This window comes from Kosakonia oryzendophytica, assembly GCF_027886705.1.
Lineage (GTDB): Bacteria > Pseudomonadota > Gammaproteobacteria > Enterobacterales > Enterobacteriaceae > Kosakonia > Kosakonia oryzendophytica.
Map to the genome: position 1 here is coordinate 211,192 of NZ_CP115659.1, position 21,681 is coordinate 232,872.

The window sequence follows — 21,681 nt, forward strand, 5'->3', positions numbered from 1 at the left end:
CATGGGTAACAACACATATCACATTGGAGCAGAATCAATGAGTATTTCCTTGAAGAAGTCAGGGATGCTGAAGCTCGGTCTTAGCCTGGTGGCAATGACCGTCGCGGCCAGCGTGCAAGCAAAAACCCTGGTTTATTGTTCTGAAGGTTCGCCTGAAGGCTTCAACCCACAGCTTTTCACCTCTGGTACTACTTACGATGCCAGCTCAGTGCCGATCTATAACCGTCTGGTAGAATTTAAAACCGGCACCACTGAAGTCATTCCGGGTCTGGCTGAAAAGTGGGAAGTCAGCGCCGATGGCAAAACCTACACTTTCCACCTGCGTAAAGGCGTGAAGTGGCAGAACAACAAAGATTTCAAACCGACGCGTGAATTCAACGCTGACGACGTCGTGTTCTCTTTTGATCGTCAGAAAAACGCGCAAAACCCGTACCACAAAGTCTCTGGTGGCAGCTACGAATACTTTGAAGGCATGGGGCTGCCAGACCTGATTAGCGAAGTGAAGAAAGTCGACGATCACACGGTGCAGTTCGTGCTGACGCGTCCTGAGTCGCCGTTCCTGGCTGACCTGGCAATGGACTTTGCTTCCATCCTGTCCAAAGAATACGCAGACAACATGCTGAAAGCAGGCACCCCGGAGAAAGTTGACCTCGATCCGATCGGTACCGGTCCGTTCCAGCTGCTGCAGTACCAGAAAGACTCCCGTATTCTGTACAAAGCGTTTGAAGGCTTCTGGGGTACCAAGCCGAAAATTGACCGTCTGGTCTTCTCCATCACGCCTGATGCCTCTGTACGTTATGCCAAACTGCAGAAAAACGAATGCCAGGTTATGCCGTACCCGAACCCGGCAGACATTGCGCGCATGAAGGAAGACAAAAGTATCAACCTGATGGAGCAGGCGGGTCTGAACGTCGGCTACATGTCTTTCAACACCGAGAAAAAACCGTTTGATGACGTGAAAGTGCGTCAGGCGCTGACTTATGCGGTGAATAAAGAAGCGATCATCAAAGCGGTGTACCAAGGCGCGGGCGTTGCGGCGAAAAACCTGATCCCGCCGACCATGTGGGGCTATAACGACGACGTTAAAGATTACACCTACGATCCTGAGAAGGCGAAACAACTGCTGAAAGAAGCCGGTCAGGATAAAGGCTTTACCGTTGAGCTGTGGGCGATGCCGGTACAGCGTCCGTACAACCCGAACGCTCGCCGTATGGCAGAGATGATTCAGGCTGACTGGGCGAAAGTCGGCGTGCAGGCCAAGATCGTCACTTACGAGTGGGGTGAATACCTGAAGCGTGCGAAAGCAGGCGAACACCAGGCGGTGATGATGGGCTGGACCGGCGACAACGGGGATCCGGATAACTTCTTCGCCACCCTGTTTAGCTGCGCTGCGGCAAAAGATGGCTCCAACTACTCCCGCTGGTGCTATAAACCGTTTGAAGATCTGATTCAACCGGCGCGTGCCACCGACGACCACAACAAGCGTATTGAACTTTACAAACAGGCGCAGGTAGTGATGCATGACCAGGCTCCGGCGCTGATCGTGGCACACTCCACCGTTTACGAGCCAGTGCGTAAAGAAGTCAAAGGCTACGTGGTTGACCCATTAGGCAAACACCACTTCGAAAACGTGTCTGTCGAATAAAAAGCACGAAGCTTTACCCCCTCTTCCCTCCGGGGAGAGGGGGTAAGCGTATTTCCTGCTTGCAGGGAATTTACATTTGTGAGCAATACAGATGCATCGTCGCCAGGCGCTGCGTCACTACTGAGAATCCGGGTTATGTTGCAGTTCATTCTCCGACGTTTGGGGCTGGTTATCCCCACGTTTATCGGTATCACCCTTCTCACCTTTGCCTTTGTCCATATGATCCCCGGCGATCCGGTGATGATCATGGCAGGTGAGCGTGGTATCTCTCCTGAGCGTCACGCCCAGTTGCTGGCCGAGCTTGGGCTCGACAAGCCGCTCTGGGAACAGTACGTCCATTATGTATGGGGCGTATTGCACGGTGATTTAGGTCTCTCTCTTAAGAGCCGTCTTCCGGTGTGGGACGAGTTCGTGCCGCGTTTTAAAGCGACGCTTGAACTCGGCATCTGCGCCATGATTTTTGCCGTTGCCGTGGGTATTCCGGTCGGCGTTATGGCTGCCGTGAAGCGCGGTTCCATTTTCGATCACACCGCAGTGAGCCTCGCGCTGACCGGTTATTCGATGCCTATCTTCTGGTGGGGCATGATGCTTATCATGCTGGTATCCGTGCAACTCAACCTGACGCCGGTCTCCGGGCGTGTCAGTGATATGGTGTTCCTCGACGACAGTAACCCGCTCACCGGGTTTATGCTGATCGATACCGCCATCTGGGGGGAAGAGGGGAACTTTATTGACGCCCTCGTGCATATGATCCTGCCGGCAATTGTGCTCGGTACGATTCCACTGGCGGTGATTGTGCGTATGACGCGCTCCTCAATGCTGGAAGTGCTGGGTGAAGATTATATTCGTACCGCGCGTGCAAAAGGGCTGACCCGTATGCGCGTGATTATCGTTCATGCCCTGCGTAATGCGATGTTGCCGGTGGTGACGGTTATTGGTCTGCAAGTCGGCACGTTGCTGGCGGGCGCTATTCTGACCGAAACCATCTTTTCCTGGCCGGGCCTTGGCCGCTGGCTGATTGATGCGCTGCAACGCCGCGACTATCCGGTTGTACAGGGTGGGGTATTACTGGTCGCGACGATGATCATCCTCGTCAACCTGCTGGTCGACCTGCTCTACGGCGTGGTGAACCCGCGTATCCGGCATAAGAAGTAAGGGGCCATCATGTCACAAGTCACTGAAAATAAAGTTGTAACCGCACCGGTGCCGATGACCCCGTTGCAGGAGTTCTGGCACTATTTCAAACGTAACAAAGGCGCCGTTGTAGGGCTGGTTTACGTTCTTATCATGCTGATTATCGCCGTGTTCGCCAATTACCTGGCACCGCATAACCCGGCGGATCAATTCCGTGATGCGCTGCTCGCACCACCGGTCTGGCAGGATGGCGGCACCTGGTCGCACATTCTGGGGACGGATGATGTGGGCCGCGATACGCTGTCGCGTTTGATGTTCGGCGCGCGCCTGTCGCTGCTGGTCGGTTGTCTGGTAGTGGTGCTGTCGTTGATTGCCGGTATCATCCTTGGCCTGGTCGCAGGTTACTTTGGCGGTGTTATCGACAACGTTATCATGCGTATTGTCGACATTATGCTGGCCCTGCCGAGCTTGCTGCTGGCGCTGGTTCTGGTGGCCATTTTTGGTCCGTCGATAGTCAATGCTTCGCTGGCGCTCACTTTTGTGGCGTTGCCACATTATGTCCGACTCACCCGCGCCGCCGTGCTGGTGGAGGTGAATCGCGACTATGTGACTGCCTCCCGCGTCGCCGGTGCGGGTGCGATGCGCCAGATGTTCGTTAACATTTTCCCGAACTGCCTTGCGCCGCTGATTGTTCAGGCGTCGCTCGGTTTCTCTAACGCCATTCTCGATATGGCCGCCCTTGGCTTCCTTGGCATGGGTGCGCAGCCGCCAACACCGGAGTGGGGCACCATGCTCTCCGACGTGTTGCAGTTCGCACAAAGTGCCTGGTGGGTCGTGACCTTCCCGGGCGTCGCGATCTTGCTGACGGTGCTGGCATTTAACCTGATGGGTGACGGCCTGCGCGATGCGCTCGATCCCAAACTGAAGCAGTAAGAGGTTCGAGATGGCGTTATTAAATGTAGATAAATTATCGGTGCACTTCGGCGACGTGGGCTCCGAGTTCCGCGCCGTAGACCGCGTTAGCTATAGCGTAAACCAGGGCGAAGTGGTCGGCATCGTCGGCGAGTCCGGCTCCGGAAAATCCGTCAGCTCGTTGGCAATCATGGGACTGATTGATTTCCCCGGCCGCGTGATGGCCGACAAGCTGGAGTTCAACGGCCAGGATCTGAAACGCATTTCGGAAAAAGAACGCCGCAGTTTGGTGGGCTCCGAAGTGGCGATGATTTTTCAGGATCCTATGACCAGCCTGAACCCGTGCTATACGGTCGGCTTCCAGATCATGGAAGCCATCAAAGTGCACCAGGGCGGGAATAAAAAAACCCGACGTCAGCGCGCGATTGACCTGCTGACGCAGGTGGGTATTCCCGATCCAGCCTCGCGTCTGGACGTTTACCCGCACCAGCTTTCTGGAGGGATGAGTCAGCGTGTCATGATCGCGATGGCGATAGCCTGCCAGCCAAAACTGCTGATTGCCGATGAACCGACCACCGCACTGGATGTAACGATTCAGGCGCAGATCATCGAACTTTTGCTGGAGCTTCAGCAAAAAGAGAATATGGCGCTGATCCTGATTACCCACGATCTGGCGCTGGTGGCGGAAGCGGCGCACAAAATCATTGTGATGTATGCAGGCCAGGTAGTGGAAACCGGCGAAGCGCGCGATATCTTCCGTGCGCCGCGTCACCCCTATACGCAGGCGCTACTGCGCGCGCTGCCGGAGTTCGCGCAGGACAAAGCCCGTCTGGCGTCATTGCCTGGTGTGGTGCCGGGCAAATATGACCGCCCGACCGGTTGCCTGCTCAACCCGCGCTGCCCCTATGCAACGGACAAATGCCGTGAGCAAGAGCCTGAGCTGAACACCGTCGACGGCGGCCGTCAGTCTAAATGCCACTACCCACTCGATGACGCCGGGAGGCCGACACTATGAGTACGCACGAGGCCACCTCGCAACAGCCGCTGTTGCAGGCTATCGACCTGAAGAAACACTACCCGGTGAAGAAAGGGCTGTTTGCCCCGGAGCGCCTGGTCAAAGCGTTGGATGGCGTTTCATTTACGCTGGAGCGCGGTAAAACCCTCGCGGTGGTGGGCGAGTCTGGCTGTGGTAAATCCACGCTTGGTCGTCTGCTGACGATGATCGAAACCCCAACCGGGGGGGAACTCTATTATCAAGGTCAGGATCTGCTTAAGCACGATCCGCATGCGCAAAAGCTGCGCCGCCAGAAAATTCAGATCGTTTTCCAGAACCCGTATGGTTCGCTGAACCCACGTAAAAAAGTGGGGCAAATCCTCGAAGAGCCGTTGCTGATTAACACGGCTCTGAGCAAAGAAGCGCGCCGGGAAAAAGCGTTGGCGATGATGGCAAAAGTCGGCCTGAAAACCGAGCATTACGATCGCTACCCACATATGTTCTCGGGTGGGCAGCGCCAGCGTATTGCCATTGCCCGCGGCCTGATGCTCGACCCGGACGTGGTGATTGCCGATGAACCGGTCTCCGCGCTGGACGTTTCCGTGCGTGCGCAGGTACTGAACCTGATGATGGATTTGCAGCAGGACCTGGGGCTGTCTTATGTGTTTATTTCTCACGATCTGTCGGTCGTTGAGCACATTGCCGATGAAGTGATGGTGATGTACCTCGGCCGCTGCGTGGAGAAGGGCACCAAAGATCAGATCTTCTCCAATCCACGCCATCCGTACACGCAGGCGCTGCTGTCGGCAACACCACGTCTGAACCCGGATGAGCGTCGCGAGCGTATTAAACTGACCGGTGAGCTGCCAAGCCCGCTGAATCCACCGCCGGGGTGCGCATTTAACGCCCGCTGCCGTCGCCGTTTTGGACCCTGCACCCAGTTGCAGCCGCAACTGAAGGACTACGGCGGTCAGCTGGTTGCCTGTTTTGCGGTTGACCAGGACGAGAACGGCGAGAAACCGCTGGCATAAACATCGCTGTAACGTACTGCCCGGTAACGTCTATTTACCGGGCTTTTTTTTATCCTTTCCCCACTCTGGCGATAATCTTAAAAACTGAGTAAAATTCCGGTTTATTTTAAATATTTCCAAAAAACTGCCAAAAAAGGTAGTTTCGGAATAAGTCCAGCAGTAAGAACGAGTTAGATTAATTACGGCTTTTTTAACTGCAAATTTTTATTTCAAAATATTTCGCTAAGTAATAAAAAATTAAACCAATGGTTATTTATCGCAGTTTATTATTCTATTGATTTAATTAAAATTAATTCAGAAATATATAAATTTTATTTAAGTTGATTTATTCATCTGTTGATGACGCTTTTTTATAGTCGTAAATGCTGTAATGGTAATTGTGAAAAAAAAAGATAGCACATGTATAGAGAATATTTATATATTTGCTGGAAATTAACAGTGTGTTAGCGGCGCTACAATTTCAACCGCAAAAACAGGCTGTGGATAATAGAAAACGCGTTATCACGTACCCGCGCACGACAGCACCGCGAAAATAAAAAATCATACGACTACCTATACCAGGTCACTAAGATCATGGCGGTGGTGGGTACAATATTTTTTTGTAAATCATGAGAATAACTATGAATCATTACGATGATTTGCAGAGGTTCAAGGACAAGACTCGTAACCAGAAACACGATTTCAAGGATCTCTCTGCACAGCACTTAGCACACGACCAGGGCAGTTGGACCATTATTAATCAGCTTTCTCCTGCAACCGAAACCTCCACGCTGGCAATGGGCGGTCATGTGTCCGTTCCGGTTCCTCATGCCGTTGAGCCCGATCTCTTCGCCATCAACGCCGAAGAAGAGGCTCCGCTTGCCGTTCCGGTTCTCCGTGACGTGACGCCTGTGCCGTCGGCCTCCATTTTTAAAGATGTCGCCAGCCAGCTTGATGCCGTCGCGCCCGCGTTTAACGCTGCGGCGAATCTTCCGGAGCCAGACAGATATGCGCCGGTGATGCAAATGCCAGCACCGCGAACGGTCTCTGGTGGATCGTCTTCAGAGCCCGCAAATTTTGCCCGACTCTTTGCGCCAAAAGCACCGGAAGCGGAACCGGCCATTGAAAAAAATCAGCCCTTACAATCGTTGTTAGAAAGGATCGCGTCATGCCGTTAATTTGTGTTTGTTCGCCGAAAGGCGGCGTCGGAAAAACGACGCTGACGGCTAACCTGGCGTATGCTCTTGCCCGTTCTGGCAGCAAAGTTCTGGCGCTGGACTTCGATGTGCAAAATGCGCTGCGTCTGCATTTCGGCGTGCCACTCTCTGACGGGCGCGGTTTCGTGGCGAAGGCAGCGGAATCCTCCGACTGGAGCCAGTTTGTCCTCACGGCGGGCGGCAATATTTTTGTTCTGCCGTATGGTGATGCCACTGAGGAAGAGCGTGTCGCGTTTGAAGAGCGTCTGACTCACGACGAACACTTCCTGACGCGCGGGCTGAATACGCTGCTTAATTATCCCGGTCTGATTATTGTTGCCGACTTCCCTCCCGGGCCGTCGGCGGCATTAAAAGCCATGTCGCGGCTTGCCGATGTGCATCTGGTTACGCTGCTGGCGGATACCGCATCGCTCTCCCTGCTGCCACACATTGATAATAACCGCCTGACGGGTGAAGTCCTCAACCGTAGAGCCGGTCACTATTTTGTGGTGAATCAGAGCGACAGCCGCCGCCAGATCAGCCGCGATGTGACGGCATTTATGGAGCAGCGCCTGGGCAATAAGCTGCTGGGTGTCCTGCACCGGGATGAGAGCGTTGCGGAAGCGAATGCATCGCAACAGTCCATCTTTGACTTCAGTCCGGCCTCCGCAGCGGCATTTGATATTGAACTCATTGCCAAACGCGTCGCCGGTATTTTAGGCGTCAAGATCGGCGACGGTACCGTTCACAGTAAACCTAAGATGTCTGGCTTCTAACGCTCACGGGCACCCCCATGAAAAAGTTTCTTTATATATTGCTGGCGCTGGCAATGGTTCCGGTTGCCCTTTTAGTGGTCATTACGCCGATGGACAGCCAAAAACAGTACATTTTTGGCCTGATCAGTATCGGTATTTTATTTCTGCTCGGCTTCAGCAAAAAGCGCAGCATCTCACTGATTATGGTAGTGATGTCGATATTGCTGTCGACGCGTTATATGTATTTCCGTCTGACGCAAACCCTGCATTTTAATTCCGAAGTCGAAACGATCCTCGGTATGGGGTTATTTCTGGCGGAAGTCTACGTCTGGGTGATGCTGCTGCTCAGCTATTTGCAGACCGCATGGCCGCTGAAGCGTGAAATCGTCCAGTTGCCGGACGATATGAACCAGTGGCCGACCGTCGATATTTACATTCCAACCTATAACGAACCGCTGGACGTGGTGCGCGACACGGTGCTGTCGGCGCAGTGTATTGATTACCCGCGCAACAAGATGCAAATCTATCTGCTCGACGACGGTAAACGTCGCGAGTTTGCGGTATTCGCCGCCGATGTGGGCGTAGGCTACATCACCCGTAATGATAATGCGCACGCCAAAGCCGGTAACCTGAACCACGCCATGAAACTCACCAACGGCGAGCTGATTTGCGTGTTCGACTGTGACCATGTGGCCACCCGTATTTTCCTGCAGGCTACAGTGGGTGGGTTCCTGAAAGATCCGAAACTGGCGCTGGTGCAGACGCCGCACTATTTTTACTCTCCCGATCCGTTCGAACGTAACCTCTCGCTGGGGCGAGATATCCCCAACGAAGGCTCGCTGTTTTATGGCCCAATCCAGCGGGGGAATGATAACTGGAACGCCACATTCTTCTGTGGATCCTGTGCGGTTATTCGCCGCAGCGCGCTGGAAGAGATTGGTGGTTTCGCCGTCGAAACCGTGACGGAAGATGCCCACACTGCGCTGAAAATGCAGCGTCTGGGCTGGGGCTCGGCATTTCTTGATATTCCACTGGCGGCAGGCCTGGCCACTGAACGCCTGGTGCTGCACGTGATTCAACGTACCCGTTGGGCTCGTGGTATGACGCAGATTTTCCGCCTCGACAACCCGCTGTTTGGCCGCGGGCTAACCATCCAGCAGCGGTTGTGCTACCTGAGCGCCATGCTCTATTACCAGTTCGCGCTGCCGCGCATCGCGTTTTTAACCGCGCCGCTGGCCTATCTGCTGTTTAACCTGAACATTATTCACTCGTCGGCGAGCCTGGTATTTGCGTATGCGCTGCCGCATCTGTTCTTGTCGGTCTACGTCAACTCACGGCTAAACGGGCGTTACCGTTATAGCTTCTGGGGGGAGATCTACGACATCGTGCTGGCGTTCCACATTGTGCTGCCGACGGTCGTCACCATGTTCTTCCCGAAACGCGGGAAATTTAACGTGACCGATAAAGGTGGCCTGTTAAACGTTGGCTACTTCGACTTTAGCGTAGTGCGTCTGCATTTGATTATCGCGGTGTTACTCGGCGCGGGTGTGATAGCCGGTCTCGCGCGCGCCTTTGCCCATGACTATTTTGGCGTGGATCCGCGCGTTATCGCCCTGAACGTCGGTTGGGGATTGTACAGTCTGATCTTCCTGCTGGCGGCCATCGCCGTGGCGCGTGAAACGCGACAGACACGCAAAACGATCCGTATCGATGTGGATATTCCGGTGTTGCTGCATTATGCCAGCGGCATCACCTCGCGCAGCAAAACCGCAGACTTGTCGATGGGTGGCTGTCGCGTTATCGCGCCGGATGACCGCCATCTGAACGATGAAATCGAAGAAGTGGAGCTGCTGTTGCAATCGGGGGCGATCAGCATCCCGGTCAACACGGTGGCCAGTGACGAAGAGTATATCCGCCTGATGTTTGATGATATTCCGCTGTCGCGCCGCCGCGAGCTGGTGCGGGTGGTGCTTTCCCGCGCCGATGCATGGATTCACCCGCCGAAACCGCAGGACAATCCGTTCCGTTCGATGGCCACCATTGTGCGCTGCGTGTTTGATCTGTTCTGGATGACCTGGACATCGCGCCGCGAAAACCGACGTCTGCGCGCTGAACAAGCGGCCACTGCGGCGTCTGAAGAGGGGCGAGTATGAAACGTCTGACCACGCTGGCGGTGCTGGTGAGCGCGCTGTTTATCGCCCCGTTGCACAGTGAAGAAACCCCGGTTGAGTCGCTGTTGCCACTCAACCTGCCCGCGCCTACACAGGCGCCAACGCCGCCGACTTTTGTCCCCTCGGTGGTGAACAATATCAGCATTGCGCAAATGGGTCTGCCACAGGGCATCACCCTAAGCGGTGGGCAATTCCAGGGCGGAGTGGATTTTACCCTGCCGCTGGACCAGGTGATGACCAATGCCCGACTGGCGCTGAATTTAAAAATTTCCCCGGCAATGGCGGCGCGTAACGCCACGCTGCAACTGATGCTTAACGGTCAACCATTGGGCACCGTACCGCTGAGCGCCGCCGAAGGGGATATCGCTCGTTATCAACTGGATGTTCCGGCTGCGTTGATGGTCTCCAGCAACAGCCTGAGCGTGAAAATTAACGACGGTGACGCGATGCAGTGTCAGCGCGACCTGAGCGACAAATACCGCGTCACTGTGCTGCCGGATTCGCATTTTGAACTGGAAGGGCAACAGCTGGATATCGGTGCGGATCTGAGCCACTTCCCGCGTCCGTTCTTTGACAGCATGCAGATGACGCCTGCGGCTATCGCTGTGGCGTTTGGGCCAAAACTTAGCGCAGATACCATTAGCGCGGCGGCATTGATCGCCTCATGGCTGGGGATCCAGGCGGATTATCGCGGCGTCTCTTTTGCGACGTATCACGATCGTCTGCCGGAGAAAAACGGCATCCTGATCGGTCATCCCGGCGAGCAGATCGGCGGCCTGACGCTGCCGCAAACCACGCAACCACTACTGAAAATTGTCGATAACCCGGCGAACCCGGTTTACAAACTGCTGCTGGTGGTCGGAAAAGACGATACCGAATTGCGTGCTGCGGCCTGGCGTTTAACGCGCGGTAACTTTGCCGCACAAACGCCGTCCGTGGAGGTGGAGGCGCAAACTATTCCGTTGAGCAAACCGTATGATGCACCACGCTGGATCCCGACGGATCGCCCGGTGAAATTGACGGAGTTGATCCGCAAAGATCAAAGCCTGACTACGACCGGGATCTGGCATTCGCCGTTGCAGGTGGCGTTTCGCGCAGCGCCGGATCTCTTCCTGTGGGACGGAGAAACCATTCCGCTGCATGTCGGCTACCGCTTCCCGACGGAAAACTGGATTGATGAGCAGCGCTCATGGCTGAGTATGACCCTGAACGACGCCTTCCTGCATAACCTGCCGGTTAACAAGCAGGGCGCGCTGGAGACGTTGTGGCACAAACTGGGTGGCGATGCGCGGCAGGAGTCGTTTGATATGCCGCTGGAGCCATACATGATTTACGGCGACAACCAACTTTCGCTCTATTTCAACATCGTGCCGAAAGAGAACGCGCCGTGCAGCACGTTGCTGAATAACAACATCAAAAGCCGCATTGATGACGACTCGTGGATTGATTTGAGCCACACCCGCCACTTTGCCCTGTTGCCGAACCTCTCTTACTTTGTCGGTGCCTCTTTTCCGTTTACCCGACAGGCAGACTATTCAGAAACGTTGCTGATGCTGCCCGCACAACCGACAGAGACGCAAGTCGCGACCCTGCTGGATATGACAGCGCGCGCCGGGAATGCTACCGGCACTGCGCTTGGGCATAACCGTGTGGTACTGGGTCTACCGACCGATAGCGAGCTGATGCGCGACCGCGATGTGCTGGCGGTTACCGGTATGGACCAGCACGCGTTTAACCGCGCACTGTTGGCGAACTCACCGTTTACTCTGCACGACAGCACGCTGGGCGTCCGCGAGCCGGGGAGCTGGCAGAAAATCCGCCGTTGGATCAGCGGCGACTGGGCGTCGCAGGGCATTGAAGCCGACCGCTACTTCTCTTCTAACGAAGCGTGGCGCGGTTTTGTCAGTTTCCGCTCACCGTGGAATGACGAACGGCTGGTGGTGCTGGCATTAGGTAGCAACGACGAGCAACTCTCCCGATTGCACGCTGACCTCAGTTCCGCGCGCATTAATGCCGGGATACGCGGCGATGCGGCCATCATTACCAACGAAACCGGCGTGCGCAGTTTCCGCGTGGGCGAGCAATTCCCGAGCGGTGAAATGCCGGTGCATATGATGGTGATTTGGTATGCCAACCAGCACTCAGCGTTGCTGGCGATCCTCGGGTTGCTGTTTGGCTCGCTGGTCGGCGGGGTGCTGTATATCACGCTGAAAAAACGCGAGCGTAAACGTCTTGATCCGGAGAGCGACAAGTGAAAAAGGTCACCACCATGAGCGTAAAAACCGCCCGTCGGTTATCCACATTCTGCCTCTCCGGCGCTCTGATCTTCAGCACTCCGGGGCTGGTGCACGCCGCAGCAAATGATGCTGCGCTGAAGGCGCTGTTCGATCAGGCCAATTACTGGCATGAAAAGTCCCACGACGATCTGGCCATGGAGTCACTGAAAAAGATCTTAATGGTCGATGCCAACAACGCCCAGGCGATGTATCTGATGGCGCTGTGGGCGCAGCAAAATGGTGATCTGCAAACTGCGGCACAGTGGCGCGCGCGACTGGCGAAAGCTGCGCCGGGAGACAGCAGTTTGCAGGCGCTGGATAACGCAAAACAGCTCGCGCAGGTGCCGCAGGGGCAGCTTACGCTCGCCCGCCAGCAAGCGCGTAGCGGCAACGTCCCGGCTGCGCTGGAGACGTGGCGCAGCATGTTTAACGGCGACACGCCGCCGCCAAGCCTGGCGCCGGAATATTACCAGACCATGGCGAGCGACAAAGCGCTCTATCCGCAGGCGTTGTCGCAGATGCGCCGTTTTGTGGCGCAGTATCCACAGGACACGGCCGCCCGTATCGCATTGGGTAAAATGTTGACCTGGCGTGAAGAGACGCGTCGCGACGGAATTTTATTGCTGGAACCGATGTCCAGCGGCAGCCGCGAGGCTGATGACGGTTTGCGACAGGCGCTGTTATGGCTGGGGCCGCAACCCGGCGATGAGCGTTTTTACGACACTTGGTTGCAGCGCCATCCACAGGACAGCGAAGTGCAGGCGTACTATCGCAAAAATGTTGGCGGCGCGGCGAAAGGGGCCGGCTTTAACGCTCTCAACAGCGGAGACAGCAGCCTGGCGAAACAGAAGTTCGCCCAGGTATTACAAGCGAACCCGGACGATGCTGATGCGTTAGCAGGCCTGGGCTATATTGCCCAGCGCAATGGCGACTATCAGGCTGCTGCTCAGTACCTTAACCGCGCGGCGAGTCAGGGCGGCGACGCCTCCGGCGAACGCCGTGCGCAAGCAGAGGACGCGGCATTTTACGGTCAGCTGGCGCAGGCCCAACACGCCTTAAAACAGGGCAACGTTAGCGAAGCGCTGGCGCTCTCTGCGCCGCTGGCGCAACAGAGTGGCGAACGCGGAACGGCGGCGAAACTGTTCCGTGCGGATGTGTTGCGGCAGAACAAAGATTACAGCCAGGCCGAACAGACGCTGCGCGGCATTCTGAACGAACAACCGCAGAATGCCCCGGCACGAGAAAATCTCTACTACGTGCTGCGTGACCAGAACAAGGCCGCGGAAGCGCAGGCCATGCTGAATACGTTACCAGCGGGCTTGCAGGCGAAGTTGCAACCACGTGTGGTCACCGGAACCCCTGGCGACCCGCTGCGCCGCCAGGCACAGCAACTGGTCGCTGCGGGGAACACGGAGCAGGCGATCAACGTATTACGCCAGGGTGTGGCGCGACTACCGGACGATCCGTGGCTGCGTCTTGACCTGGCGCGCTTGCTTCAGCAAACCGGGCGCGAGAGCGAAGGCGCAACCGTCATGATGCCCACCGGGCGCGACGGCGCAGGCGCCAGCTCGCTGTATGCCGGGGCGCTGTTTGCCAGTGAGAATGGCGGCTGGCAGCAGGCCAGTTCGTTGCTGGCGCGTATCTCTCCGTCCAGTCAAAACAGCCAGATGCGCGATCTTGCGCAGCGGGTGAATTACAACCTGCAAATGGCGACCGCAGAACGTTACCTCGCCCAGGGCAATATGACCGCAGCGTCTAACACGCTAAAAGCGCTGTCGGCAACGCCGCCGAAAAACCCGGTCGATGCCGGGAAACTGGCGCGCATGCTGGCCCGAACCGGTGATTTGACTACCGCGGTGTCGCTGGTGCGTGACAACATGAAACAGGGTGTGCAGGGTAACGCCGGTGATTATGCCGATCAGGTTGCCGTGCTCAACCAGGCCGGTCTGAACCAGGAAGCGCAGAGTTTTGTCGCCAGCCCGGAACTGCAATCGCGCAGCACCCCTGCGCAATTGGCGGGCGTGCGTAATGGTTATGTGATTAATGAAGCCGATCGGCTGCGTGAGCAGGGCAACTATGCCGCTGCGTACGACAAGCTCATTCGCGCATTGCAAAACGATCCGCAGAATACGGATTTAATGTTCGCGATGGGCCGTTTGTATCAAACGGGCAAAATGAACAAAGAAGCGGGCGTGCTGTATGACTACCTGATGACGCGGGACAGCGAAGATCAGGCCGCACGTGTGGGCGCTATCGATGTGGCGCTGGCGGAAAACAATGTGGAGAAAGCGCAAAGCCTGGCCAATGGTCTGCGCAGCAACGCATCGCCAGAGCGTTTACTGTTGCTGGCGCGTCTGGAAGAGGCGAAAGGCAACCACCAGCAGGCGATGACCTACCTGCGCAGCGCGCGCGGCAAACTGGTGGGTCTGGACTCTTCCAACAGTGCGGCAACGCCAACCATCGGCGGTGTACTGCTGGCGGATAACCCGTTTATGACCACCAGTAAAACCACCGCTCCGCAATCGCTGTACGGGCAGACCCTGCCGTGGCAAGTAGCGCAGGTGGCTCGTGAACCGGGCAGTACGTTGCCAGGCACCACCCGCACCGATTTACCGGTTGAAACCGCACAGTCCCGTACGCTGCGTCAGGTCGATGACATGATGCAGCAAATGGACGAGAAAACCGGTATGTGGCTGCAGGGCAACGTGGAGATCCGCGGGCGCGATGGCGAAACCGGCACCAGTAAACTGACGGAAGCAAAAGCACCGCTCACCTGGTCCAGTTCGCCGTTTGGCGAGTCGCGTTTTGAGTTTACCGCCACTCCGGTTTCCCTGAGCTCGGGCAGCGCTTCGGGCGATGCCTGGCGCCGCTATGGCTCCAACCCGCTGGCAGATGCGGTGAGCAACATCAGCACCTCAATCAAAACGGCCAACAGTTCCACGGCAACGGATGGTAGCGATAAGTTCACCGATCTCGCCAGCTATGCGAATGCCAGCAAACTGTCGCCTTTTACGGCAGAAGGGTATAGCAATCTGACCTCGCTGCTGAATTCGAGCCGCTTACAAAGCCTGAGCGAATCGAATTATAAGAAGAATTATAACGATGCGATTAACGCCTCGACCGATTCACAAAACGCCAGCGGCGTTGAGCTGAATATGGCGTTGAGCGGCGACAGCTATAAGCTGGATATCGGAACAACGCCGCTGGGTCAGGATCTCAGTACGCTCGTGGGCGGCGTGAAATGGTCGCCGAAACTGACCAACTACCTCACGTTGATCCTGACGGGTGAGCGCCGCGCCGTAACCGACAGTCTGCTCTCCTATGTGGGCCTGTATGATAAATATTCCGGTGAGCGCTGGGGGCGTGTCACCAAAAACGGCGGTAGCGCGCAGTTGAGCTACGATGATGGCGACGCCGGTTTCTACGTGGGTGGCGGCGGTTATAGCTATCTTGGTGAGAACGTGGCGAGCAACACCAGTATGAACGCCAGCGCCGGGGTCTATCTGCGCCCGTTGCATGACAGTTTCCGCCAGTTGCAGACCGGCCTTAGCGTGAGCTGGATGGATTTCTCGAAGAACCTCAGCTACTTCACCTATGGGCAGGGGGGCTACTTCAGCCCGCAGAACTACGTCAGCGTGGCGTTGCCGGTAGATTTCTCGCAGAAAATCGACAACTGGAAACTGCGGCTTGGGGGTTCGGTGGGCTATCAATCCTACAGCCAGGATAAGAGCGACTATTTCCCGACCGCGCCGGAAGCGCAGCAGATGATGCAACAACTGGCTGATATGGGCTTTGTCAAAGAAGCGCAGTATGGCGGCCGTTCGCAAAACGGCATCGGCTATAACGTCCATGCGGGTCTGGATTACAACGTGAATAACAAAATGACGGTGGGCGGTAACGTCAGTTACGACACCTTCGGTAGCTATAACGAAAGCACCGCCGGACTTTATCTCCGGTATATGCTGGGAGACAAATAATGAAAACGGATAATGCCAACGCCGCATTGCTGGCCTATTTTCAGCAGCAACAGACTCCGCCGGGCTGGTTTGATCTGCTTGGCGTGATGATTGATGGCATGGTGCGTAATGTCGGCGAGGCGGAAAGCCTGCCGTTCCTGCGACAGATGGGCGAAGCCATGGCGGATCGCACGCCGCTGCCCGTTTCGGCGACCGTGGGTGAGTTGGAAGCCCACATCAATGCGCAATTGCGGGTGTTCAATTGGGGCTGCATTGACATGATTGTTAGCGAAAATGGGCTGGCGTTCCGTCATCAGGGCATACCCGTTGCCCGCGATAAAGCGCTGCAGACACGCTGGTGTTCGGCGTTTTGCGCCATCCTGGAAGGGCTTTATTCGCGCTGGCTGCGTGGGCAGGGCGGCGATTCCGGTCTCGTTTTTACGCGCGAAAGTCTCTATTCTGTGTCAGATGTAGTATTCCGCTACGCTAAACCACAGTGAGTAAACCCATGTTGAAGCGCATTTTCGCCGCGATGGTGGTGATGGTGAGTCTGCTGTTTTCGTCATTTTCTCAGGCCTCTGCGGCCTGGGATAGCTATAAAGCGCGGTTTCTGATGCCGGATGGACGTATCGTTGATACCGGCAATAAAAGCATTTCTCACACCGAAGGTCAGGGCTACGCCATGCTATTGGCGGTGGCAAATAACGACAGAACCGCATTTGACAGCATGTGGAACTGGACCAACAACACCCTGAAAAACAAAGATAACGGCCTCTATTACTGGCGTTATAACCCGGTGGAAGCCGATCCCATTCCTGATAAAAACGATGCCACTGACGGCGATGTACTGATCGCCTGGGCGTTGTTAAAAGCCGGGCAGCGCTGGAATATCCCGGCGTATCTTGCGGCATCCGATGCGATCACGCAGGCGGTGTTGAAACATACGGTGATCAGTTTTGCCGGTTACCGCGTGATGCTGCCAGGGGCGAATGGTTTCAACCGCAACACCTATGTGAACCTCAATCCCTCGTACTTTATCTTCCCGGCATGGCAAGATTTCGCCAACCGTAGCCATCTGGTGGCCTGGCGGGAACTGATCAAAGACGCGCAAACGCTGCTGGGCAAAATGGCTTGGGGTAAGGCGCAGCTGCCGACGGATTGGGTTGCATTGTCGGCAGATGGCAAACTGTCGCCAGCCAAAGAGTGGCCACCGCGCATGAGCTATGATGCGATCCGTATTCCGCTGTATGTGAGCTGGCAGGATGCGCAAAGTCCGCTATTAACGCCATGGCGCAACTGGTGGCAAGGTTTTAGCCGCAACCAGACGCCTGCCTGGGTGAATGTCACGACCAACGATACCGCGCCGTACAATATGAACGACGGGTTGCTGGCGGTGCGCGATCTCACACTGGGCGCAACGCCCGCAGAGCCGCAAATCACTGCGCAGGACGATTACTATTCCGCCAGTCTGAAGATGCTGGTGTGGCTGGCGCAGCAGAAGTAACTGCGCTGCTGACCCTCACCCCGGCCCTCTCCCTGAAAGGGAGAGGGAGAAAACCGTACCATTCTGTACTCTCGCCCTGTTATCGAAGGACCCGTAAGGATAAATCCGCACGGGTCTGTTCCCTCACTTTTGTGGGGAGAGTGTCAGGGAGAGAGGAAGTCTGCAGCAACGGTTCCCTCTCCCCTTTGGGAAGAGGATTAGGGTAAGGGGAAGTCCGCAGCAGTCTGTCCCCTCTCTCCTTTGGGGAGAGGGTTGGGGCGAGGGGAAGTCTGCAGCAGTCTGTTCCCTCTCCCCTTTGGGGAGAGGGTTAGGGTGAGGGGAGAAGGGCGTTATTGCGGATATGGCACCCAGTCACCGCCGTTCAGACGTACATAGGGCCTATCCTGGTACTGAATAACCACCGCGTTCGCATTCTCCGATACCGGCGCGGTCTGCGGCAAATTGCCGATCAACTGCTGCCAGTTCACGCTATCCTGGGTGAAAATCTTCCCATCCAGCACGCGCGTAACAATCTCCGAAATCGCAAGAAAACTGCTCGGCTGGGTAATTTCCAGCGGCGCGCCCTGATGTGGCGCTTTCATGCCAAAAAACTTAATCGCCGCAGGCACGTTGGTGATTGACGGGCTGGGAATGTCGCGCAAGCCGGAAACCTGCATCTTATCGCCCTGCAACGCCGCGCCATGCTCCGGTACCAGCACCACCATCACTTTGCGCCCGGATTTCTCCAGTTGAGTGAAGAAAGCATCCAGTTCATCGAACAGCTTCTGTGCCCGCAGCTTGTAATCCGCGCTTTTGCGATCGCCCGGGTAGTGGTTACCATCGTGCAGCGGCAACAGGTTGTAGAAGGTCGCGGTACGTTTACCCTGGTTAGTGGCCTCTGACTCCATCCAGCGATTCAGCACCGCGGTATCGTCAAAAATTGGCGAGCCGTCAAAGGAGAGCAGGACCGGTGGCAGACCAGCCTGGTTCATCAATGGCACTTGTATGCCGCCATTGTCGCGGACCTCTTTCAGGAAACCACCGAATTCGCCGTTGTGATCCATCATCAACTGTTGGGTGAAACCAAGTTTCGCCAAATTATCAAACAGATAACATTGCGCTCCCGCCTGTTGATAGAGGTTTTTATGTGATGACTGGCCGCAGCTTGCGCGTAACAGGCGAATGGCCGCCGGGCCGCTATAAGCGGTGGCGGAGTTAAAGTGTTTAAATACCATATCGAAGTGTGACCACAGCGGATGCGACATCAGCCCGGCGGCTTCGATATCCGCCCAGGAGAGTGAGCAGATATTGATCATCAGCAGGTCGAAAGGCTGTGAGTCTGCCGCCAGCTCAGTCGGGAACGTGCTCTGACGTTTCTCTTCCGATGCGTAGAAACTGGCCAGCCATGCGTTGAGGTTTTCTGAGGTTGGCGGAGCAGTCTGCGCCGGAATATCGCCAACCACTGGCGTATCCCCCGCCGTTGCGACGGTTGCCGCCGCCGCGCCACCGGTGGTGGTTACCGTGGTGGTTGGCTGGCCTCCGGGCCACAACGAGAAGGCCGGACCGGTAAGAGTCAACACGTTCAGCCAGATCATCAGCGCAACGACAAACACCGTCACGCGGATCCACTGCGACAAAAAGAGCCAGGCAATCAGCAGAACGAACAACGCACCGACCATTTGCCAGTTAATAAAACGCAGCGCCAGGTCGGCCAGATAACTGGCGCTGAATCCGGCAACCTGCGAACCCTGGCTCATCATGCTTTCCAGCCCCGGCAACCAGGTATCGTGCCAGAACAGCCCGAAGCCGACAGGAATGGCAATCCAGTGCCGCAGTCGGTGCAGACGCAGGTTTGGCAGCGGCATCAACAGGAATGCCATAAATACCAGGTTCAGCAGGGGATGAAAATTAAGGTATCCCGCCCACAGCAGACCGAACTTCACCAGAAAATAGAAGTTCCAACCGGAAAGGCCGCGCCAGTATTGCCACAGCGGCGAAGGCGTTGGAGAGGTCGTTGTATGATTAGTCATGTTTACGGTCTGCCTTGACGAGCGATTCCCGGCGCAAAATACCGATTGGTTTCACATAGCGGGGTTTGGAAAAGGTTAAACGGAGCGCGGTACGAATCGGGCGCGACCAGTGGCGGGCAAGATACCCCAGCGGGAAGAAAATTAACGCGCACAACACAACAAGCTGAACGATATCGCTAATCGACATCATGATGTACGCTCCGTGGTTTCGCTGAGTAACCGGTAATGTTCCGGGATACGGCGCCAGGCGGTGCCATCGTGTTCTGCATTGATCACTTTCTTCGTTTCACTCGTGACGATTAACGGTTTTGCCCACTGATCCGGCGTCAGCGTGCGCATTTGTACCAGCTCGGCGGCAATCTGGTTATCTTCGAACCACACCATGCGATTAGAGAAGATATCCGCCGTTGGCAGCGGAAAAATATGGTTCAGTGCGGTGTCGAGATCGTTGACCCGGCAGAAAGATAAAAACAGCACCAGCCGGTTATCGCCAATGCTCACAATATCCCCGGTGCGGTTTGGCCGGCACAGGGTGAGTGCTTGCTCAACGCGAATGCCCGGCACCGGTCGCAGCGCGACCATTACGCCTTTGCCATCTGCGGGTAAAAGCTGGTTATTCACCATATTGCTGACAGCATCGCAGAATGTGCCCCACGGCTGGAAACCTCGCAGTTTCAACGGTTGGGTCATCGACAGCAGAGTGGTGATATCTTCCGGCACCCGACGGTTGAACTGCTGGCCTTGCACGCTTTCTATTAACGTTAAACAGCGCGATAACGGAGCATTCCACGGGATAACCATATTGGCTCCGCAACCCAGCAACAGGCGCTCATCCGTGGCGCGCAGGCTGGCGTGGCTTTCACGGACAATGATTTTCAGGCCGCTACCGCGTTGGCGACGCAGCGTGTGGATCTGCCGTGCAATGCTGTCTATTTGATTATTTTGCGTCAGCGCAAATATCAATGTTGCCGCCTGGCTGGCGCGAGCTTCTTCAAATAATGCTTCGTTGGTTTCAAATAATGACCAGTATTCAGAGAGCGGCGGTGCGCCTTCCAATACAGCAATATTACTTAAGATTCGCTTTTCATCGCTGCGTGGCTGGACAGATGTTTCTTCCCGTTCCGCTAATTGCCAACGTCCTTGAAGATTAAGGATCTGCAGCTGTTGCCGTGCGCTAACTCCTTTTTCATTACACCACCAGGCAACGTCATAAACATGTAAGTCATTTTGATAGCGTAAACTGGCCAGGCCAAATAATGTGCGGTATTCACTCATTAAAATCGACGTCTGTTTATCGCTGTTGCCGCTGGGGTTAATTATCAGCAACGCACATTTATGGTATTTTGCCCACGCATGAGTTTTTTCCAGCCATCTTTGCAAATTATCCACGGGAATATTCTGAAATGCATTGTTGGCGCACAGCAGGATCAGTAAATAATTTTCAGGCTCTATTGAGCACAGTAAATCGCGGGTGAAAAAGTATAGACCATTTTCCTGATTTGGCATGGTGAACAGCTGGACTTTTTCTGGCCCGTGATCGTTATCCAGGTGCATGATTTTATGCAGATCGTGGCCCATGCCAATTATTGCGACTTTGGCTTCTTTATCTTGTGTCGCAATCGTCTGATTTATAAGATTGATTCCATCCTGCTCGCGATCGGCATTTATCCACCAGACGCCGCCTGCGGGCATATGACGTAATTCATCCCATAACGACTGGATTCCAATAGAAAATATGGGGTCCACGATGTCCCTCTTACAGAGAATTTAACTGTATCTCAGTTTACTAGCGTAAGCGAAGAAATAAACCTAACATTGAAATTAAAGAACATCAGATTTAGCATGTAAACGAATTTTCTCAGGCGCGATTGCCTTGCCTCATTTGCTCAAGTGCTTTTTATTCATAGGGATCGGTTAAACATGCATAGCGATGAATTCGAAAGTCAGACAGATCCCACGCTGGGCTACACATTTCAAAATGATTTTCTGGCGCTGAGCAAAGCATTTTCATTGCCTGAAATAGATTATGCCGATATTTCCCAACGAGAACAGTTGGCGGCAGCTATTAAGCGTTGGCCGCTGCTTGCTGAATTCGCCCGTCAACAATAAGGGAGCCATG

At 55.4% G+C, this 21,681-nt stretch carries 16 protein-coding genes; 13 read left to right on the forward strand and 3 right to left on the reverse strand.

Features of this window, described 5'->3' with window-relative positions; translation table 11 throughout:
- The first annotated feature begins 37 nt into the window (after nt 1-37).
- The 12 genes from dppA (at nt 38) to O9K67_RS01005 (ending at nt 17,553) form a co-directional block, all read left to right on the forward strand.
- Nucleotides 38-1,645: a dipeptide ABC transporter periplasmic-binding protein DppA gene (dppA, locus tag O9K67_RS00950; protein ID WP_061492574.1), complete on the forward strand. Its 1,608-nt coding sequence runs from the start codon at nt 38-40 to the stop codon at nt 1,643-1,645.
- Between the two features lie 135 nt (nt 1,646-1,780).
- Nucleotides 1,781-2,800, forward strand: coding sequence for a dipeptide ABC transporter permease DppB (dppB, locus tag O9K67_RS00955; protein WP_061492576.1), 1,020 nt, complete (start codon nt 1,781-1,783; stop codon nt 2,798-2,800).
- Nucleotides 2,801-2,809: 9 nt separating this feature from the next.
- The gene (dppC, locus tag O9K67_RS00960; RefSeq protein ID WP_061492577.1) at nt 2,810-3,712 is read left to right on the forward strand and encodes a dipeptide ABC transporter permease DppC; all 903 of its coding nucleotides are present in this window, start codon (nt 2,810-2,812) and stop codon (nt 3,710-3,712) included.
- A gap of 10 nt (nt 3,713-3,722) precedes the next feature.
- Nucleotides 3,723-4,706, forward strand: coding sequence for a dipeptide ABC transporter ATP-binding protein (gene dppD / locus O9K67_RS00965; protein ID WP_061492579.1), 984 nt, complete (start codon nt 3,723-3,725; stop codon nt 4,704-4,706).
- Complete coding sequence (gene dppF / locus O9K67_RS00970) at nt 4,703-5,716, forward strand: dipeptide ABC transporter ATP-binding subunit DppF (protein ID WP_061492581.1); 1,014 nt, start codon at nt 4,703-4,705, stop codon at nt 5,714-5,716. Before dppD ends, dppF begins: the two co-directional genes overlap by 4 nt.
- 620 nt (nt 5,717-6,336) lie before the next feature.
- A complete protein-coding gene (gene bcsO / locus O9K67_RS00975; protein WP_061492583.1) occupies nt 6,337-6,873 on the forward strand; it encodes a cellulose biosynthesis protein BcsO in 537 nt (178 codons plus the stop codon).
- Nucleotides 6,864-7,667, forward strand: a complete 804-nt coding sequence (gene bcsQ / locus O9K67_RS00980) for a cellulose biosynthesis protein BcsQ (RefSeq protein WP_061492585.1) — start codon at nt 6,864-6,866, stop codon at nt 7,665-7,667. The genes bcsO and bcsQ overlap by 10 nt, the downstream gene beginning before the upstream one ends.
- Before the next feature lie 17 nt (nt 7,668-7,684).
- Entirely contained in the window at nt 7,685-9,799 is a 2,115-nt protein-coding gene (gene bcsA / locus O9K67_RS00985; RefSeq protein WP_061492587.1) for a UDP-forming cellulose synthase catalytic subunit, read from the forward strand.
- A complete protein-coding gene (gene bcsB, locus O9K67_RS00990; protein WP_061492590.1) occupies nt 9,796-12,072 on the forward strand; it encodes a cellulose biosynthesis cyclic di-GMP-binding regulatory protein BcsB in 2,277 nt (758 codons plus the stop codon). Before bcsA ends, bcsB begins: the two co-directional genes overlap by 4 nt.
- A gap of 14 nt (nt 12,073-12,086) precedes the next feature.
- The gene (locus O9K67_RS00995) at nt 12,087-16,070 is read left to right on the forward strand and encodes a cellulose biosynthesis protein BcsC (RefSeq protein ID WP_061499691.1); all 3,984 of its coding nucleotides are present in this window, start codon (nt 12,087-12,089) and stop codon (nt 16,068-16,070) included.
- Nucleotides 16,070-16,549: a cellulose biosynthesis protein BcsD gene (gene bcsD, locus O9K67_RS01000; protein WP_061492591.1), complete on the forward strand. Its 480-nt coding sequence runs from the start codon at nt 16,070-16,072 to the stop codon at nt 16,547-16,549. The genes O9K67_RS00995 and bcsD overlap by 1 nt, the downstream gene beginning before the upstream one ends.
- Before the next feature lie 8 nt (nt 16,550-16,557).
- Complete coding sequence (locus tag O9K67_RS01005; RefSeq protein WP_061492593.1) at nt 16,558-17,553, forward strand: glycosyl hydrolase family 8; 996 nt, start codon at nt 16,558-16,560, stop codon at nt 17,551-17,553.
- 329 nt (nt 17,554-17,882) lie between these two features.
- On the opposite strand, the gene bcsG is transcribed toward O9K67_RS01005, so the two are convergent.
- From bcsG to bcsE, 3 genes are read right to left on the reverse strand one after another with little or no spacing between them, the layout of a single operon-like run.
- Nucleotides 17,883-19,562 carry a cellulose biosynthesis protein BcsG gene (bcsG, locus tag O9K67_RS01010; protein ID WP_061492595.1) on the reverse strand — a complete coding sequence of 560 codons (1,680 nt, stop codon included), beginning with the start codon at nt 19,560-19,562 and terminating at the stop codon, nt 17,883-17,885.
- Nucleotides 19,555-19,752 carry a cellulose biosynthesis protein BcsF gene (bcsF, locus tag O9K67_RS01015; RefSeq protein ID WP_061492597.1) on the reverse strand — a complete coding sequence of 66 codons (198 nt, stop codon included), beginning with the start codon at nt 19,750-19,752 and terminating at the stop codon, nt 19,555-19,557. The genes bcsG and bcsF overlap by 8 nt, the downstream gene beginning before the upstream one ends.
- The gene (bcsE, locus tag O9K67_RS01020; protein ID WP_061492599.1) at nt 19,749-21,308 is read right to left on the reverse strand and encodes a cellulose biosynthesis c-di-GMP-binding protein BcsE; all 1,560 of its coding nucleotides are present in this window, start codon (nt 21,306-21,308) and stop codon (nt 19,749-19,751) included. Before bcsE ends, bcsF begins: the two co-directional genes overlap by 4 nt.
- A 174-nt stretch (nt 21,309-21,482) precedes the next feature.
- Between bcsE and bcsR the strand changes: the two genes are divergently transcribed.
- Nucleotides 21,483-21,671 (forward strand): cellulose biosynthesis protein BcsR, encoded by a 189-nt coding sequence (gene bcsR / locus O9K67_RS01025; protein WP_061492601.1) that lies wholly within the window; start codon nt 21,483-21,485, stop codon nt 21,669-21,671.
- The last annotated feature ends 10 nt before the right edge of the window (nt 21,672-21,681 follow it).